General features: G+C 69.8%; 13 protein-coding genes. 9 read left to right on the top strand and 4 right to left on the bottom strand.

Going from position 1 to position 17,482, the window contains the following annotated elements; translation table 11 throughout:
* Positions 1–16 precede the first annotated feature (16 nt).
* The gene (locus ABZS64_RS16945) at positions 17–1,015 is read right to left on the bottom strand and encodes an aldo/keto reductase (protein ID WP_355829517.1); all 999 of its coding nucleotides are present in this window, start codon (positions 1,013–1,015) and stop codon (positions 17–19) included.
* A gap of 75 nt (positions 1,016–1,090) precedes the next feature.
* On the opposite strand from ABZS64_RS16945, the gene ABZS64_RS16950 reads away from it, so the two are divergent.
* From ABZS64_RS16950 to serA, 6 genes are all read left to right on the top strand, one after another.
* A complete protein-coding gene (locus ABZS64_RS16950) occupies positions 1,091–2,041 on the top strand; it encodes a 2-hydroxyacid dehydrogenase (RefSeq protein ID WP_355829519.1) in 951 nt (316 codons plus the stop codon).
* Positions 2,042–2,399: 358 nt separating this feature from the next.
* On the top strand, positions 2,400–5,225 hold the full coding sequence (locus ABZS64_RS16955) for an EAL domain-containing protein (RefSeq protein ID WP_355829641.1): 2,826 nt from the start codon (positions 2,400–2,402) through the stop codon (positions 5,223–5,225).
* Positions 5,226–5,429: 204 nt separating this feature from the next.
* A complete protein-coding gene (locus tag ABZS64_RS16960; RefSeq protein WP_355829522.1) occupies positions 5,430–7,316 on the top strand; it encodes an acetolactate synthase large subunit in 1,887 nt (628 codons plus the stop codon).
* A gap of 26 nt (positions 7,317–7,342) precedes the next feature.
* Positions 7,343–7,867, top strand: a complete 525-nt coding sequence (gene ilvN, locus ABZS64_RS16965; RefSeq protein ID WP_355829525.1) for an acetolactate synthase small subunit — start codon at positions 7,343–7,345, stop codon at positions 7,865–7,867.
* Positions 7,868–7,941: 74 nt separating this feature from the next.
* On the top strand, positions 7,942–8,943 hold the full coding sequence (gene ilvC / locus ABZS64_RS16970; RefSeq protein ID WP_355829528.1) for a ketol-acid reductoisomerase: 1,002 nt from the start codon (positions 7,942–7,944) through the stop codon (positions 8,941–8,943).
* Positions 8,944–9,270: 327 nt separating this feature from the next.
* Positions 9,271–10,863, top strand: coding sequence for a phosphoglycerate dehydrogenase (gene serA, locus ABZS64_RS16975; protein WP_355829531.1), 1,593 nt, complete (start codon positions 9,271–9,273; stop codon positions 10,861–10,863).
* 65 nt (positions 10,864–10,928) lie between these two features.
* On the opposite strand, the gene ABZS64_RS16980 is transcribed toward serA, so the two are convergent.
* Positions 10,929–12,494, bottom strand: coding sequence for an MFS transporter (locus tag ABZS64_RS16980; protein WP_355829534.1), 1,566 nt, complete (start codon positions 12,492–12,494; stop codon positions 10,929–10,931).
* A gap of 96 nt (positions 12,495–12,590) precedes the next feature.
* Here ABZS64_RS16980 and ABZS64_RS16985 point away from each other — a divergent pair, with 96 nt between their 5' ends.
* Positions 12,591–13,166 (top strand): TetR/AcrR family transcriptional regulator, encoded by a 576-nt coding sequence (locus ABZS64_RS16985; RefSeq protein ID WP_355829537.1) that lies wholly within the window; start codon positions 12,591–12,593, stop codon positions 13,164–13,166.
* A gap of 115 nt (positions 13,167–13,281) precedes the next feature.
* Here ABZS64_RS16985 and ABZS64_RS16990 read toward each other — a convergent pair whose 3' ends face one another.
* Positions 13,282–14,043: an NAD(P)H-binding protein gene (locus ABZS64_RS16990; RefSeq protein ID WP_355829539.1), complete on the bottom strand. Its 762-nt coding sequence runs from the start codon at positions 14,041–14,043 to the stop codon at positions 13,282–13,284.
* A 104-nt stretch (positions 14,044–14,147) separates the two neighbouring features.
* Here ABZS64_RS16990 and ABZS64_RS16995 point away from each other — a divergent pair, with 104 nt between their 5' ends.
* Positions 14,148–15,032 (top strand): sigma-70 family RNA polymerase sigma factor, encoded by an 885-nt coding sequence (locus ABZS64_RS16995; protein WP_355829541.1) that lies wholly within the window; start codon positions 14,148–14,150, stop codon positions 15,030–15,032.
* A gap of 27 nt (positions 15,033–15,059) precedes the next feature.
* On the opposite strand, the gene ABZS64_RS17000 is transcribed toward ABZS64_RS16995, so the two are convergent.
* A complete protein-coding gene (locus tag ABZS64_RS17000) occupies positions 15,060–16,346 on the bottom strand; it encodes a helix-turn-helix domain-containing protein (RefSeq protein WP_355829544.1) in 1,287 nt (428 codons plus the stop codon).
* Positions 16,347–16,522: 176 nt separating this feature from the next.
* On the opposite strand from ABZS64_RS17000, the gene ABZS64_RS17005 reads away from it, so the two are divergent.
* Complete coding sequence (locus ABZS64_RS17005) at positions 16,523–17,449, top strand: proline dehydrogenase family protein (RefSeq protein WP_355829547.1); 927 nt, start codon at positions 16,523–16,525, stop codon at positions 17,447–17,449.
* Positions 17,450–17,482 lie beyond the last annotated feature (33 nt).

A 17,482-nucleotide genomic window follows, 5' to 3' on the forward strand; every position in this document is an offset into this window, starting at 1 on the left:
GAACATTGCGGTGCACTCAGTCCCAGGATCCCCTCGCCCCCGGCAGTCCCGCTATCTCAGCCACATCCCGCCCGGTCAGCTCCAGCCCCGCCGCCCCCGCGTTCTCCAGTGCCCACTCCTCGCGCTTCGCCCCCGGCACCGCCACCACATGCCGGCCCCGTCCCAGCACCCACGCCAGCGCCACCTGCGCCGGCGTCGTCTCCCCGCCGTGCCGTTCCGCGATCCGCCGCAGGCCCGCCACCACCGGCTGGTTCGCCGCCATCATCTCGGCCGTGAACCGAGGATGCCGCGCCCGCATGTCGTCCGGCTCGAAGCCCTGGCCCGGCGTGAGTGTGCCGGACAGGAAGCCGTTGCCCAGCGGCATGGCGGCCAGGAAGCCCACACCCCGGGCCTCGCACCACGGCAGCAGCCGCTCAAGTGCCTCGGGCGACCACACCGAGAGCTCCGCCTGCACGGCGCTCACCGGGAACACCTGCTGCACTCGTTCGAGCTGCCGGATCGTTCCGTCGTACAGACCGGCCCGACCGCGCCGTGCCGCTCGCGCCCCCACCGCGCAAAGCCCCAGCGCCCGCACCTTCCCGGCGCTCACCAGTTCCGCCATCGCGCCCCAGGTCTCCTCGACCGGAACCTCCGGATCCGCCCGGTGCAGCTGATAGAGGTCGATCACATCCGTCTGAAGCCGCCGCAGCGAGGCGTCGCAGGCCCGCTTCACATACCCCGGCCGCCCATTGGCCACCACGTGCTGATCGCCGACGAGCAGTCCGACCTTCGTCGATACGAACCCGTCCCGGCGCCGCTCCTTGAGCACCCGGCCGATCAGCAGTTCATTGGTGAAGGGCCCATACATATCGGCTGTGTCCAGCAGGCTGGAGCCGGCGTCGAGCGCGGCGTGCACCGTACGCAGCGAGCGGTCCCCGCGCTGCTGAGAGCTGGTGTAAGCCCAGCTCATCGGCATACAGCCGAGCCCGATCGCGCCCACTTCGAGCGCCGCCGCACCGATTGTCCTGCGCTCCAACTGCCCGTACCCCTCCCTTGGCCGCTGACCAAACTAACCAATGCCGTTCGGCGTCCTTCGCATAGCCTCCTGACCATGACTGCAGACGTGTGGCTACCGATTCCGGCCGACGAGATCGAGGGGCTTCCCGACCCCTCCGACTCGGGCCTCAATTACCTCTTCTGGGACGGGGGCGCGGACTTTCCCACCGATCCCGCCGACTGTGTCTTCTACGCCGTCCCGTACATGAAGGGCATGGAGATCGCGGTCCGCCCGCTCGCCGCGATGACGTCCGTGCGCGTCGTCCAGACCCTGTCCGCCGGGATAGACCATGTGGAGCCGGGACTCGGCTCGCTGCCCTCCGGCGTACGCCTGTGCAATGCCAAGGGCGTACATGAAGCGTCGACGGCCGAGCTCACCCTGGCCCTGATCCTCGCCTCCCTGCGCGGTTTCCCCGGTTTCGTACGCGGCCAGGACAAGGAGGAATGGCGCGCGGGCTTCTATCCGGCGCTCGCCGACAAGTCGGTGCTCATCGTCGGCTACGGATCGATCGGCGCCGCGATCGAGGACCGGCTCGCGCCGTTCGAGTGCGCGCGGGTGGCGCGCGTCGCGCGCTCCGGCCGCACCACGGAGCGCGGCGAAGTGCGCGCACTCACCGATCTGCCCGTTCTGCTCCCGGAAGCGGACATTGTGATCCTTTCCACCCCCCTCACCGAGCAGACGAAGGGCCTCGCGAACGCGGGCTTCCTGGCCCGGATGAAGGACGGCGCGCTGCTGGTCAACGTCGCGCGGGGCCCGGTCGTCGACACCAAGGCGCTGCTCGCCGAGGTGGAGAGCGGACGTATCACCGCCGCGCTGGATGTCACCGACCCCGAGCCGCTGCCCGCCGGACACCCCCTGTGGCACGCCCCCGGCGTGCTCATCAGCCCCCACGTGGGCGGCTCCACCTCGGCTTTCATGCCGCGCGCCAAGCGGCTGCTCGCCGGACAACTCACCCGATTCGCCGCGGGCGAGCCCGTTCGCAACGTGGTGTTCACGACGGAATAGCTGCCCGGCCCGTCCGTTTCGGGCACTCTGTGAAGTCACGGTCGGGCACTCTGTGAAGTCACCCGGATGCGCCGCGTGCCGTCCGTGCCACTGATCGTCACGGAGAGTAGAGGGGCTATGTCCCTGAGTGACCATCCTGGTGTATCGTCCCGACTTGGGGGCTGCACCGGGCAAGGGGCGGTGCTGCAACGCGACCTGACTGCCGATCAGACTTCGAGGGGGGCGTACGGGCGATGCACGGCCAATGGACGAACGATCCGACGCGGCAGGACCGCCGACGGCGACCCTCGCGTGCTGCGAAGCGGAGACGCGGTCCGGCGACGGCCAGGCCGACGGCGGTGCTCCCCGGGGCAGCCCGGTGAGCGCCCCGGCTGCGCTCCTGGCCCGGCAGGTGCTCCCCGGCGGCGGCACGGGGCTGCGCTCCCAACTCCTCCTCGCCGGCGTCTGCGCCGCGTACGGCGTGGGCGCGGCACTCGACTGGGGCTCGCACGAAGTCGCCCTGGTCATGGGCGACTTCGGGCTGAGCGCGGCAGCCCTGATCGCCGCCGTCTCCTGCTTCCTCTACGCCCGCGCGAGGCAAAGCCGTTTTCGGCCCGCCTGGCTGCTGTTCGCGCTCTCCTCCGCGATGGCCTCCGGCGGGAATGCCGTCTGGGGGTGGTACGAGGTCGTGCTGGACCGTGAGGTGCCGAGCCCGTCCGTCGCCGATCTGTTCTTCCTCTGCTTCGCGCCGCCCGCCATCGTCGGCCTCCTCGTCCTGGCCAAGCGCCCGGTCACCCGGGCCGGCTGGGTCTGTCTCGCGCTGGACGCCTGGCTGATCGGCGGCTCACTCCTCACGCTGTCCTGGAGCCTCGCGCTGGCGCATACCGCGCACGTGCAGGGCGAGAGCGTGGCCCCTGCCGCCCTCGCGCTCGCCTATCCGCTGCTCGACATCGTGCTGGTCAGCATGGTGCTCGCGCTGCACTTCCGGCGCTCGTCCACCAACCGTTCCGCCGTCAACACCGCCATCGCCGCGCTCGCGCTGACCGTCCTGTGCGACGCCCTGTTCACCTCGCCGCTGCTGCGCGAGAGCTACCGCTCTGGCCAGCTCCTGGACGCGGGGTGGTTCGCCGGTTCGCTGCTGCTCGCGTACGCCCCCTGGGGTGCACGCCGTACGGTCGAGCCCACGCGGGCACCGCGCGGCCCGCGCCATCCCAGCCGCCCCGTCGCGGGCTCGCTGGCCGCCCTCACGCCGTATCTCGCGGCCGCGGTATGCACGCTCGGGATCCTCTACAACGTGATCGAGGGCCGCCGTGTGGACCGGGTCGTCGTCCTCACCGGCTGCACCGTCGTGCTGGCCCTCGTCGTCCGCCAGGGCATCATGCTCCTCGACAACATCGCCCTCACCCATGAACTGGCGCAGAAGGAGAACCACTTCCGCTCGCTGGTGCAGGGGTCGAGCGATGTCATCATGATCGCCGCGCCGACCGGGATACTGCGCTATGTCAGTCCGGCCGCCTCCGGTGTCTACGGCCGCGAGGCGGAGGAGCTCATCGGCTCCGAGCTGGCCTCCCTCATCCACCCCGAGGACCTCGGCAGGGTGGTCCATGAGGTGCGCCGGTTTCTGGCGGCTCCTCCGGCGGAGGAGCCCACCACCCGCATCGAGTGCCGCTTCAGGTCCGGCACCGGCGACTGGCTCAATGTGGAGTCCACGGTCAACCGCCACCAGGGCGGCCTGATCTTCAACAGCCGTGATGTCACCGAACGGGTCCGTCTCCAGGCGCAGTTGCAGCACAACGCCGAACACGACCCGCTCACCGACCTGCCCAACCGCGCCCTGTTCACCGAGCGCGTCCGCCAGGCGCTGACCGGCCGCCGCGCGGGCGACTCCGGCACCGCCGTGCTCTTCATCGACCTCGACGGCTTCAAGGGGGTCAACGACCGCCTGGGCCACCAGGCGGGCGACGAGCTGCTGATCCAGGCGGCCCGCCGCCTCCAGGATTCGGTACGGACCGGGGACACCGCCGCCCGCCTCGGCGGCGACGAGTTCGCGGCCCTCATCATCGGCGACGGCTCACGCGACCAGTCCGCCCGCGAGTACCAGGTCACGGAGATCGCCGACCGGCTTCGCCTGACCCTCTCCCAGCCGTACCGCATCGACGGCAGCGAAGTGCGCGTGGCCGCCTCCATCGGGGTGGCCTTCGCCGAGCCGGGCATCACGCCCACCGATCTGATGCGCAACGCCGACCTCGCCATGTACCGCGCGAAGGCCGCGGGCAAGGACCGCGTCGAGCTGTACGCGCCGCAGATGCAGGCCGAGGTGGTACGCCGCTCCGAGCTGGCCGCCCGGCTGCGCAGCGCTCTGCACGAAGGTGAGTTCGCGCTCCTCCATCAGCCCGTGGTGAGCCTCGCCACCGGCCGGGTCGCCGCCGTGGCCGCCCAGGCCCGCTGGCGCTCCGCCCAGGGCATCCTGTTCACCCCGGCCGAGTTCCTGCGGGTCGCCGACGCCACGGACACCCAGGAAGGCACCCGTACCGCCGAGCTCGGCCGCTGGCTGCTGGAGGAAGCCGTGGAGCAGGCCGCCGAGCGCGGCAGGCTGGGCCATGACGTGCCCGTCTCGGTCCGGCTCTCGGCCCGCAGGCTGCTGGACAAGTCCTTGCCGCACGGCTCCATCGAGGCCCTGCTCACCCGGCACGGGCTGGCCTCGGGGGCGCTGATCATCGAGCTCGCGGACAGCGATCCGCGGATCTCGTTCGACGATCTGGAGCAGCGCCTGGTCGCGCTGCGCAGACTCGGCGTACGGATCGCGCTGGACGGCTTCGGCAGTGGTTACGCCGCGATCAACGCGCTGCGCAGGCTCCCCGTGGACCTGCTGAAACTGGACAGGGGTCTGGTGGAGGGCGTCGTCGAGTCCGCCCGGCTGCACAAGATCACCGCGGGGCTGCTGCGGATCGCCTGCGATCTCGGCATGCAGTCCGTGGCGGACGGCGTGGACGTGCCTGAGCAGGTGCTGGCCCTGCGCGCGATGGGGTGCACGCACGGCCAGGGCATGGCGTTCTCCGGGGCCCTGGACGAGTACCGGCTGCGCCGTGCCCTGGTGCGCGACGAGTTCCCGGTGCCCGGCGGGATCGCCCTGCCCGTCCTGACCGGCGGCGCGTTTCCCGCCCGCAATGGCTCAAATAATGAGACGCGCGTCCCACCCACTTGACACTCATAGTGCGCCGGGGGGAAGGTCAGTGCCATGCGCACCCGAATTCTCGTACTTGGAAAGCGCGTCGGCTGAGCAGGGCCTCATGAAAGTCCTGCAGACCCCTCCCGACGCGCTCCCCTCGCCTGCCTCACGGCACGAGGGGTTTTTTGTTGCACTGGAACACCCCAAACCCTCGCAAAAACCCTCAGCTTCGAGAAGAGAATGCCGATGACCGAGCAGGCCACCGGGGCCCACCATCCGCAGCCGCGGGCCCGTACCGGCGGACACCAGACCGCCGCAGTTGAGCACGTCACGGGCGCGCAGTCCCTCATCCGTTCTCTCGAGGAAGTGGGGGCCGACACGGTGTTCGGCATCCCCGGCGGCGCCATCCTCCCCGCGTACGACCCGATGATGGACTCCACCCGGGTCCGCCACATCCTGGTCCGTCACGAGCAGGGGGCCGGCCACGCCGCCACCGGCTATGCCCAGGCCACCGGCAAGGTCGGCGTGTGCATGGCCACCTCGGGCCCCGGCGCCACCAACCTGGTCACCCCGATCGCCGACGCCCACATGGACTCCGTCCCGCTGGTCGCGATCACCGGCCAGGTCTCCTCCAAGGCGATCGGCACCGACGCCTTCCAGGAGGCGGACATCGTCGGCATCACGATGCCGATCACCAAGCACAACTTCCTGGTCACCAAGGCCGACGACATCCCGCGCACCATCGCCGAGGCCTTCCACATCGCCTCGACGGGACGCCCGGGCCCGGTCCTGGTCGACATCGCCAAGGACGCCCTGCAGGCGCGGACCACGTTCCGCTGGCCGCCGCAGACCGACCTGCCCGGCTACCGGCCCGTGACCAAGCCGCACGCCAAGCAGATCCGCGAGGCCGCCAAACTGATCGTCCAGGCCAAGCGCCCCGTCCTGTACGTCGGCGGCGGCGTCCTCAAGGCCGGCGCCACCGCCGAGCTGAAGGTTCTCGCCGAGCTCACCGGAGCCCCCGTCACCACCACCCTGATGGCGCTGGGCGCGTTCCCCGACAGCCACCCGCTGCACGTGGGAATGCCGGGCATGCACGGTGCGGTCACCGCCGTCACCGCGCTGCAGAAGGCCGACCTGATCGTCGCCCTCGGAGCCCGTTTCGACGACCGTGTCACCGGCAAGCTGGACAGCTTCGCTCCGTACGCGAAGATCGTCCACGCCGACATCGACCCGGCCGAGATCGGCAAGAACCGCACCGCGGACGTCCCGATCGTCGGTGATGCCCGCGAGGTCATCGCCGATCTGGTCCAGGCCGTCCAGGCCGAGCACAGCGACGGCCACACCGGCGACTACAGTGCCTGGTGGAAGGACCTCAGCCGCTGGCGCGAGACCTACCCGCTCGGCTACGACCAGCCGGACGACGGCAGCCTCTCGCCGCAGCAGGTCATCCAGCGCATCGGCGAGCTCGCCCCCGAGAACACCGTGTACGCCGCGGGCGTCGGCCAGCACCAGATGTGGGCCGCGCACTTCATCCAGTACGAGAAGCCCGCCACCTGGCTGAACTCCGGCGGCGCGGGGACCATGGGATACGCGGTCCCGGCCGCGATGGGCGCCAAGGCCGGGATGCCGGACCGCACGGTCTGGGCGATCGACGGCGACGGATGCTTCCAGATGACCAATCAGGAGCTCACCACCTGCGCCCTGAACAACATCCCGATCAAGGTCGCGATCATCAACAACGGCGCGCTGGGCATGGTCCGCCAGTGGCAGACCCTCTTCTACAACAAGCGCTACTCCAGCACCGTCCTGCACGCCGACGAAACGGGCCACCACGTTGCCGGTTCCCAGGTCGGCGCCAGCACCTCGGCGCGCCAGGGCACCCGCGTCCCGGACTTCGTCAAGCTGTCCGAGGCCATGGGCTGCCACGCGATCCGCTGTGAGTCCCCGGACGACCTGGACAAGGTCATCGCCGAGGCGAACGCGATCAACGACCGCCCCGTCGTGATCGACTTCATCGTCCACGAGGACGCGCAGGTCTGGCCGATGGTTGCCGCGGGCACCTCCAACGACGAGGTCATGGCGGCGCGCGGCGTCCGTCCCGACTTCGGCGACAACGAAGACGACTGAGAGCCGTAGGAAGAGGTACGACGAACATGTCCAAGCACACGCTCTCGGTCCTGGTCGAGAACACCCCGGGCATCCTCGCCCGCATCGCCGCGCTGTTCTCCCGTCGCGGGTTCAACATCGACTCGCTCGCCGTGGGAGTCACCGAGCACCCCGACATCTCCCGCATCACGATCGTGGTGAATGTCGAGGACCTGCCGCTGGAGCAGGTGACCAAGCAGCTCAACAAGCTCGTCAACGTTCTCAAGATCGTCGAACTCGAGCCCGGCGCCGCGATCCAGCGTGAACTCGTTCTGGTGAAGGTCCGCGCCGACAACGAGACCCGCTCGCAGATCGTCGAGATCGTCCAGCTGTTCCGCGCCAAGACCGTCGACGTCTCGCCCGAGGCCGTCACGATCGAGGCCACCGGCGGTGCCGACAAGCTGGAGGCCATGCTCAAGATGCTGGAGCAGTTCGGCATCAAGGAGCTCGTCCAGTCCGGCACGATCGCCATAGGGCGCGGCGCCCGGTCCATCACGGACCGGTCCCTGCGAGCCCTCGACCGTTCCGCCTAGCGAGACCCCTCACCTTCCTCGCCCCCTCCCGCCGTACGGTGGGACGTACACCTGCACACCAAGGAGATATCCCAGTGGCCGAGCTGTTCTACGACGACGATGCCGACCTGTCCATCATCCAGAACCGCAAGGTCGCGGTCATCGGTTACGGCAGCCAGGGCCACGCCCACGCGCTGTCGCTCCGTGACTCGGGTGTCGACGTCCGGGTCGGTCTGCACGAGGGCTCCAAGTCCAAGGCCAAGGCCGAGGAGCAGGGCCTGCGCGTTGTGACGCCCGCCGAGGCCGCGGCCGAGGCCGACGTCATCATGATCCTCATCCCGGACCCGATCCAGGCCCAGGTGTACGAGGAGTCCATCAAGGACAATCTGAACGACGGCGACGCGCTGTTCTTCGCCCACGGTTTCAACGTCCGCTTCGGCTTCATCAAGGTGCCGGCCGGTGTGGACGTCGCCCTTGTCGCCCCCAAGGGCCCGGGCCACCTGGTCCGCCGTCAGTACGAAGAGGGCCGCGGCGTTCCGGCGATCGCCGCCGTCGAGCAGGACGCCTCCGGCAACGCGTTCGCTCTGGCGCTCTCGTACGCCAAGGCGATCGGCGGCACCCGCGCCGGCGTCATCAAGACCACCTTCACCGAGGAGACCGAGACCGACCTGTTCGGTGAGCAGGCCGTCCTCTGTGGTGGTACGTCCGCGCTGGTCAAGGCGGGCTTCGAGACCCTGGTCGAGGCCGGCTACCAGCCCGAGATCGCGTACTTCGAGTGCCTCCACGAGCTGAAGCTCATCGTGGACCTGATGTACGAGGGCGGCCTGGAGAAGATGCGCTGGTCGGTCTCCGAGACCGCCGAGTGGGGCGACTACGTCACTGGCCCCCGCATCATCACGGACCAGACCAAGGCCGAGATGAAGAAGGTCCTCGGCGAGATCCAGGACGGCACGTTCGCCAAGAACTGGATGGACGAGTACCACGGCGGCCTGAAGAAGTACAACGAGTACAAGACGCAGGACGAGAACCACCTCCTGGAGACCACCGGCAAGGAGCTGCGCAAGCTCATGAGCTGGGTGGACAACGAGGAGGCGTAAGCCCGCAGGCCGGGGGGCGGGACAAGAGTGTCCCGGCCCCCGCGCCCGTGTTCCGCCGCGATCGAGAGCTTCTCCACTCTGTCCAGCCACGGACGGGTGATCCTGCCTTCGAGGCGTAAGACGCGCCGTGTGGCACCACTACACTGAAGCCCATTCCCGCGCCGATCGCTTTTCGGCCGGGGATCCGGGGGTTGCCCCCGGGAAGGGCAGCACTTCTCCATACATACGCGTCAGGCCCACAGTGTCGTGCGTCTTCCACGCGGCTAGCCCCCTCCACCGCCTGCGGCCGTCGGGACGGCCGTCCGCACTGGACTTGTGAGGACTCACGTGAGCTCGAAACCTGTCGTACTCATCGCTGAAGAGCTGTCGCCCGCCACCGTCGACGCGCTGGGCCCGGACTTCGAGATCCGGCACTGCAACGGCGCCGACCGCGCGGAGCTGCTCCCCGCCATCGCCGATGTCGACGCGATCCTCGTGCGCAGCGCCACCAAGGTCGACGCCGAGGCCATCGCCGCCGCGAAGAAGCTGCGCGTCGTCGCCCGTGCGGGCGTCGGTCTGGACAATGTCGATGTCTCCGCCGCCACCAAGGCCGGCGTGATGGTCGTCAACGCCCCCACGTCGAACATCGTCACCGCCGCCGAGCTCGCCTGCGGTCTACTGGTCGCCACCGCGCGCAATATCCCGCAGGCCAACACGGCGCTGAAGAACGGCGAGTGGAAGCGTTCCAAGTACACCGGCGTCGAGCTGAGCGAGAAGACCCTCGGCGTGGTCGGCCTCGGCCGCATCGGTGTTCTGGTCGCGCAGCGGATGTCCGCCTTCGGCATGAAGGTCGTCGCGTACGACCCCTACGTGCAGCCCGCGCGCGCCGCGCAGATGGGCGTCAAGCTGCTGACGCTCGACGAGCTGCTCGAGGTCTCCGACTTCATCACCGTCCACCTCCCCAAGACCCCCGAGACGCTCGGCCTGATCGGCCACGAGGCGCTGCACAAGGTCAAGCCGGCCGTCCGCATCGTCAATGCCGCGCGCGGCGGGATCGTCGACGAGGAGGCGCTGTACTCGGCGCTCAAGGAGGGCCGGGTCGCGGGCGCGGGCCTGGACGTGTACTCGAAGGAGCCGTGCACCGACTCCCCGCTCTTCGAGCTGGACCAGGTCGTCTGCACCCCGCACCTCGGTGCGTCCACGGACGAGGCGCAGGAGAAGGCCGGTATCTCCGTCGCCCGCTCGGTGCGTCTCGCGCTCGCCGGTGAGCTCGTGCCGGACGCGGTCAACGTCCAGGGCGGCGTGATCGCCGAGGACGTGCGCCCGGGTCTGCCGCTCGCCGAGAAGCTCGGCCGGATCTTCACCGCGCTCGCGGGCGAGGTCGCGGTCCGTCTCGATGTCGAGGTGTACGGCGAGATCACCCAGCACGACGTCAAGGTGCTCGAACTGTCCGCGCTCAAGGGCGTGTTCGAGGATGTCGTCGACGAGACCGTTTCGTACGTCAACGCCCCGCTGTTCGCGCAGGAGCGCGGTGTCGAGGTCCGGCTGACGACGAGCTCGGAGTCCCCGGACCACCGCAATGTCGTCACCGTCCGCGGCACGCTCTCGGGCGGCGAGGAGGTCGCGGTCTCCGGCACGCTGGCCGGTCCCAAGCACCTCCAGAAGATCGTCGCCATCGGTGACTACGACATCGACCTGGCCCTCGCCGACCACATGGTCGTGCTTCGGTACGAGGACCGTCCCGGCGTCGTCGGCACGGTCGGCCGGATCCTCGGCGAGGCCGGACTGAACATCGCGGGCATGCAGGTGTCGCGTGCGGAGGAGGGCGGCGAGGCGGTCGTCGTGCTCACCGTGGACGACACGGTGCCGCCGGCGGTGCTCACGGAGATCGCTGACGAGATCGGCGCGGCTTCGGCGCGCACGGTGAACCTCACCGACTGACGCACGTGTACGTGGAAGGGCCCGGCTCACCGAGTGAGCCGGGCCCTTCCGTGTACGGCCAACGATCAGTGCGCGTCGACCAGTTCGGCGGCAGTCGCCTCCTCCTCCGCGGACGCGTCCTCGGCCGGTGCCTTCCGCAGCAGCACCGCCGCGAGCACCGCCGCCGCGATCAGCAGCACCCCCGCGCCCACCGACGCCAGCTGCATGCCGTGCGTGAACGCCTCCCGGGCGACGCCCAGGACCGAGTCGCCGAGCCTCCCCGGCAGTTGCCCGGTGACCGCAGACGCGCCGCCCAGCGTTTCGCGGATCGTGTCCAGTTGGTCAGCCGGTACACCCTGGGGCGCGGAGTCCGCGAGGTCCGCGCGGTAGACCGCCGTACCGATGGAGCCGAGGACCGCCATGCCCAGTGCTCCTCCGAACTCCTGGCCCGTCTCGAGCAGGGAGGCGGCCGAGCCGGCCTTCTCCATCGGGGTGGCGGACAGCGCCAGGTCCGAGACCAGGGCCATGACGGTGACGATGCCGCAGCCGATGACCGCCGCGCCGGCCAGCAGCAGCCAGAGCGAGTCCGTGCCGCTCAGGGTGAGCAGGGCGAACCCCGCGGCGGCGATGAGGAATCCGGCCGCGATGACATAGGCCCGGTCGATCTTCTGGGCGAGTGCGGAGGCGGTCGGGGCCGCGGCACCGACAGCCAGGGACGGGGCCATGCTCCACAGTGCGGCCTCCATGGTGCCCATGCCGAGCACGGACTGGAGGTACTGGGTGGTGAAGTAGGCCGAGCCCATCATCGCGAAGGCGGCGATGGTGTTGAGCGCGATCCCGGAGCCGAAGACGCGGCCCCGGAAGAGCTCCCGGCTGATCATCGCGTCGGTGCGGCTCCGCTGGCGGCGTACGAAGAGCGCGCCGACGGCCAGTCCGGCCGCGATGCACAGCGCCATGGCGAGGCTGAAGCCCTCGGCCGCGATCTCCTTCAGGCCGTACACCACCGGCAGGACCGCACCCATCGACAGCGGCACGCTCAGCAGGTCGAAGCGGCCGGGGGCCGGGTCCTTGAACTCCGGTACCAGCACTGGCACCAGGACCAGCAGAAGCAGCATCGCGGGGACATTGATCAGGAAGACCGAGCCCCACCAGAAGTGGTTGAGCATGACGCCGCTCATCACCGAACCGAGGGCGATACCGCCGGCCATGGCGCCCGACCAGATGCCGATCGCCTGGCTGCGCTGCTTGTCGTCCTGGAACATGCTGCGGACCAGGGCCATGGTGGAGGGCATCAGGGTGGCTCCGCCGATGCCGAGCAACGCCCGTGCGGCGATGAGCATTTCGGCGCTCTGCGCGTACGCCGCGCCGACCGAGGCGATCCCGAAAGCCGTGGCCCCGATCAGCAACAGCTTGCGTCGGCCGATGCGGTCCCCGAGCGAGCCCATGGTGATCAGCAGCCCGGCGAGGGCGAAGGCGTAGATGTCGAAGATCCACAGCTGCTGGGTGCTGCTCGGATCCAGTTCGCGGCTGATCGCCGGGATGGCGAAGTAGAGGACCGAGACGTCCATCGAGACCAGGAGGAGGGGCAGCAGGAGGACGACGAAGGAAGTCCATTCCCGGCGGCCGGCGCGAAGTGCGGTGGAGTTCGTCATGCAGAGGAATGTACGGGCGTCTTAAACGCTTGTCTAGTACGCATGTGTAAAACATAGGTCTAGGACGCTTGTATGTCGGGGCGGTACGCTGCTGACATGGGACATCGTGAGGATCTGCTCGAAGGCGCGAAGCGCTGCCTGCTGGAAAAGGGCTACGCCCGGACGACCGCGCGCGACATCGTCGCCGCATCCGGCACCAACCTGGCCTCCATCGGCTACCACTACGGCTCCAAGGAGGCGCTGCTCAACCAGGCCTTCCTCGCGGTCACGGAGGATTGGGGCGACGCGGTCGGACCGGCCCGTCGCGAGGAGGTGGAGGCGGCGAAGGATCCCGTTGCGCGCTTCCAGAAGACCTGGGAACAGATCATCGCCTCGTACGAGGCCAGCCGCGCCGTCTGGAAGCTCCAACTCGAAGTCGTGTCGCGGCTGGACGACGACGAGAAGCTGCGCGAGGCGATCCGTGTGCCGCAGGCCGAGGGCCGACTGGGCCTGGCCGAGGAGTTCGCGGGTGTGGACGCGGCGGCGGACCCCGAGAAGGCGCGGGTGGCAGGCCTGTTCTACCAGGCGCTGGTGGCCGGCGTGATGATCCAGTGGCTGGTCGACCCCGAGACCGCGCCGTCCGCGGAGGACCTCACGGACGGGCTGCGGGCGATCCTGGAGAACAAGTCCTGACGTCCCGGGCGTCGCAGACGACTGTGTCGCCGGGGTTGAGCGTCGGCGACTGACGACAACGCAGCGAGCGTGCGTGCCAGGGCACGCGAGCCCGGCAAGATCCGAACGACAGGCCCTAGCGAAGTCGCTCGGCCAGGAAGTCTTCCCAGGTCCGCTTGCCCGCATCGGCCCCGTCGAGGGACAGGTTCTCGCCCGCCCGGTACGCGCGGCCGGCCTTTCCCGGGATCCGTACCGGCATCATCAACCGGCGCTTGCCGCGCGCCTGCAGATACGGGCGGCACAGCTCGGCCATCCCGTACACCGTGGGCCCGGCCAGGTCGGGCACCGGGCCGGCCGGCTTGTCGAGCGTCAGTTCCACGAGACGGGCCGCCACCTCGCCCGAGTCGACCGGCTGGAAGCGGAGGCCACCCGGGACGGGTATGACCGGCAGCTTTGCCATCTTCTCCACCACGGTCAGGACCAGGTCGTGGAACTGGGCGGCACGCAGCGTCGTGAACGGTATGCCGGATTCGGCAATGGCCTGCTCCGCGCCCAGCTTGGACGTCAGCCAGCCCACCGGGACCGTGTCCGCCCCGATGACGGAGATGTACACCAGGTGCTGCACCCCGGCTCGGGACGCGGCCCGCACCAGGTTCCGGGTCGCCTCGTCATCGCCCTTGGGGCCGCCCGCGAGGTGCAGGACGATCTCGACGCCCTCCACGGCGGCCTCGATGCCCTCGCCCTTGAGCAGGTCCCCGGCCACGTACTCGATGCCGTCCGCGGACTCGCGGCGGTGGCGGCTGAGGATCCGTACGTCGCGGCCGGCCTCGCGCAGAAGCGGGACGACGTGGCGCCCCAGAGTGCCCGTACCGCCGGTGACCAGGATGGTTGACGTCATGGCTTCTCCAAAATCGCGCGGTCCGGGAGTCGGCCTCCCGGTACCTTCAGCTGGGTTTTGTGGATCTATTGCTCTGACCCCCGGCGACAAAGGAATGTGACACCGTGGACGAACGCGATGTGCTGGCAGGGCGTTTCGAGGAGCACCGACCCCATCTGCGAGCGGTGGCCTACCGGATGCTCGGCTCGTTGAGTGAGGCCGACGACGCCGTTCAGGACGCCTGGCTGCGACTCAGTCGCGCCGACACCAGCGACGTGGAGAACCTCGGCGGGTGGCTGACCACAGTGGTGGCGCGCCTGTGCCTGAACATGCTGCGCTCGCGCGAGCACCGCCGCGAGGAGCCTCTCGACGTGCAGGTCTCCGACCCGGTCGTCAGCCCCGAGTCCGGGGCCGATCCCGAGCAGGAAGCGCTGATGGCCGACTCGGTCGGCCTTGCACTTCTCGTGGTGCTCAACACGCTGGCTCCGGCCGAGCGGCTCGCCTTCGTACTGCACGACATGTTCGCCGTGCCCTTCGACGAGATCGCCCCGATGATCGAAAAGACCCCCGCCGCGACGAGGCAGTTGGCGAGCCGCGCCCGCCGCCGGGCCAAAGGGGGTACCCCGGTGCCCGACGCCGATCTGACCCGTCAGCGTCGAGTCGTCGACGCATTCCTGGCCGCAACCCGCGGCGGGGACTTCGACGCGCTGGTCACCCTGCTTCATCCCGGTGTGGTGCTCCGAGCCGACAAGGCAGTCATCCCCACGCCCGAGCCCGTTGTCATCCACGGCGCCCACACCGTGGCCAAGGGCGCGATGGCCGCCATGGAACGCGCCCAGTCCACCCGACTGGCGCTCATCAATGGCGCGGTCGGACTCGCGATGGCCCCTCTCGGACGGCTGTTCCTTGTTCTCAGCTTCACGATGACGGATGACAAGATCACCGAAATCGAGGTGATCGCGGAGCCGGACCGCCTCGGCCGGCTCGAACTCGCCGTTCTCGACGACTGACCCGTCTGTGCCTGCGCCTGGAGGCGGCTACAGCCGCGCCGCCTTCAGGGCCATGTGCAGCAGCAGCCGGTCCTCGCCCTCGCCGAGGTCGAGGCCGGTGAGCTGCTCGACGCGGGAGAGCCGGTAGTAGAGCGTCTGCCGGTGGATACCGAGCGCGGCCGCCGTGCGGCCCGCCTGGCCCGAGTGGTCGAGGAACACCTCGGCGGTGCGGGCCAGTTCGGCGTGGGAGCGGTCGAGCAGTTCGCGTACGGCGGGGTCGTGCGCGCGGTCGGCGGGGAGCGCGGTCAGCATGCGGTACGGGCCGATCTCCGACCAGTCCGCGACTGGGCCGAGCCCGGTCTCGGCCCGTGCCGCGCGGGCCGCTGAAGTCGCCTCCAGCCAGGCGGTATTGAGGTCGGTGAGCCCGCGGCGGGGGGTCGCGAACCCGGCCGTCGCCTCGGCCGCGCCCGCCGAGGCACGGAGCCGGTCCGCGGCGGTGCGGACGGGGGAGAGCGCGTCGGCCGACCGCAGGCGTACGAGCACGGCGAGCGCATACGGGTCCGGACCGTCGTCGTCCCCGGCGGCCGCGCCCCTCGGGCCACCAGGCTGTCCGGCCCGAGCGCCGCCGCCTGCCGCGCCGTTCGCCCCGGCGCTGTCGGCCTCGCCGTCCGCCGCCCCGCGCGCGCGGCCGCCCGGCGAGCCCGGTCCCACGCGCACGGTGCACAGCGCCGCCGTCCCCGGCAGCGACCGCGACGACGGGGCATCGGCCGCCGCCCACGGTGTCACGCACACCACCGTGTGCAGCCCCTCCGCGCCCGCTTCCCCCAGGGCCGTACGCAGTGCGGCCACCGCCATGTCGTACTGCCAGCCGCGCTCCGCCGTCAGGACCGCGCGCAGCTCCCGTGACAGATCCGCCCCCGCCCGCTCCTCGTCCGCGAGCAGCGTGCCGATCCGCGCCGTGACGTCCATCGCGGCGGCCAGCTGCGCCTCGGTGGGGCCGGGTGCCGCGTCGAGCAGCCATACGTAGCCGAGGACGATGCCCCGATGGCGTACGGGAAGACAGATCCGGTCGCGGAAGACCCCCGCGTCCGGGGCTGCCGGGATGCGGACCGGGCCCGTCGCGCGTGCGATGCCGAAGCCCTCGAACCAGGCGCGGACCGCAGGTGTCGACTTGCGGGTCAGGATCGAGCGGGTCCTGACCGGGTCCATCGCGGTGTCGTCGTCGCTGTCGTGCGCGCCGAAGGCGATCAGCCCGAAGTCGCGGTTCTCCAGCGTCGCGGGGACGGCCAGTAGTGCCGAGATCTCGTCGACCAGGTCTTGGTAATCGCCCTTCACCCGGACATTCTCGCACCCCTCTCAGACATATGTCTGAGATCCGGGCCACGGATGCGTGACAGCTGTCGATGGCACAGGATCGGAGCGATCCTTAGGTTTCACGGTGGTTCTTCGTGCCGTTCCCGATTCGTTCGGTTCCGGCCTCCTTCTGCCCCTGTTTCCGTGGAGGTGCCCCCGTGCTGGGTCCCGTGATCCTCGCCGCGTCCCGCAGCGACAAGATGCGCCGCTTCGTCTCGGCCGCCCCGGGGACCAAGCAGGTCGTCGCCCGGTTCATCGCCGGTGAAACGGTTGAGCAGGTCATTCCGATCGTCAAGGAGACCGTCGCCAAGGGCCTCGAGGTCACCCTGGACGTCGTCGGCGAGGACATCACCACGCGCGAGCAGGCCTACGCCGCCCGCGACGCCTACATGGAACTGATCGAATACCTCGAGGACCTCGGCCTGGGCACGAAGGCCGAGATGTCGGTCAAGCTGTCGATGTTCGGCCAGGCGCTGGAGGGCGGCCACGAGCTGGCGCTCGCCAACATCCGCCCCGTCGTCGAGGCCGCCGCCTCGATCGGCACCACGGTCACCCTGGACGCCGAGGACCACACAACCCTCGACTCGATGTTCGCCATCCACGAGGAGCTGCGGAAGGACTACCCGCAGACCGGCTGCGTGATCCAGGCGTACCTGTTCCGCACCGAGGACGACGCCCGCCGCCTCGCCGCCGCCGGAAGCCGCGTCCGCATCGTGAAGGGCGCCTACAAGGAGCCCGCGACCGTCGCGTACCAGGACAAGGCCGAGATCGACAAGGCGTACGTCCGCATCCTGAAGATCCTGATGGAGGGCGAGGGCTACCCGATGATCGGGTCCCACGACCCGCGCCTCATCGCCGTCACTCAGGAGCTTGCCCGCCGCGCCGGGCGCAAACTGGACGAGTACGAGTTCCAGATGCTGTACGGCATCCGCAGCGACGAGCACGTCCGGCTCGCGGCGGAGGGCCACCGGATGCGCGTCTACACGGCGTACGGCACCGACTGGTACGGCTACTTCATGCGCCGTCTCGCCGAGAAGCCCGCCAACCTGCTGTTCTTCGTCCGGTCGATGATCACCAAGGGCTGAGCCCTCCCACCCCTCATAAAGGAGTAACGGAAC

The sequence above is a fragment of the Streptomyces sp. NPDC005408 genome (genome assembly GCF_040606445.1).
Classification (GTDB): Bacteria; Actinomycetota; Actinomycetes; order Streptomycetales; family Streptomycetaceae; genus Streptomyces.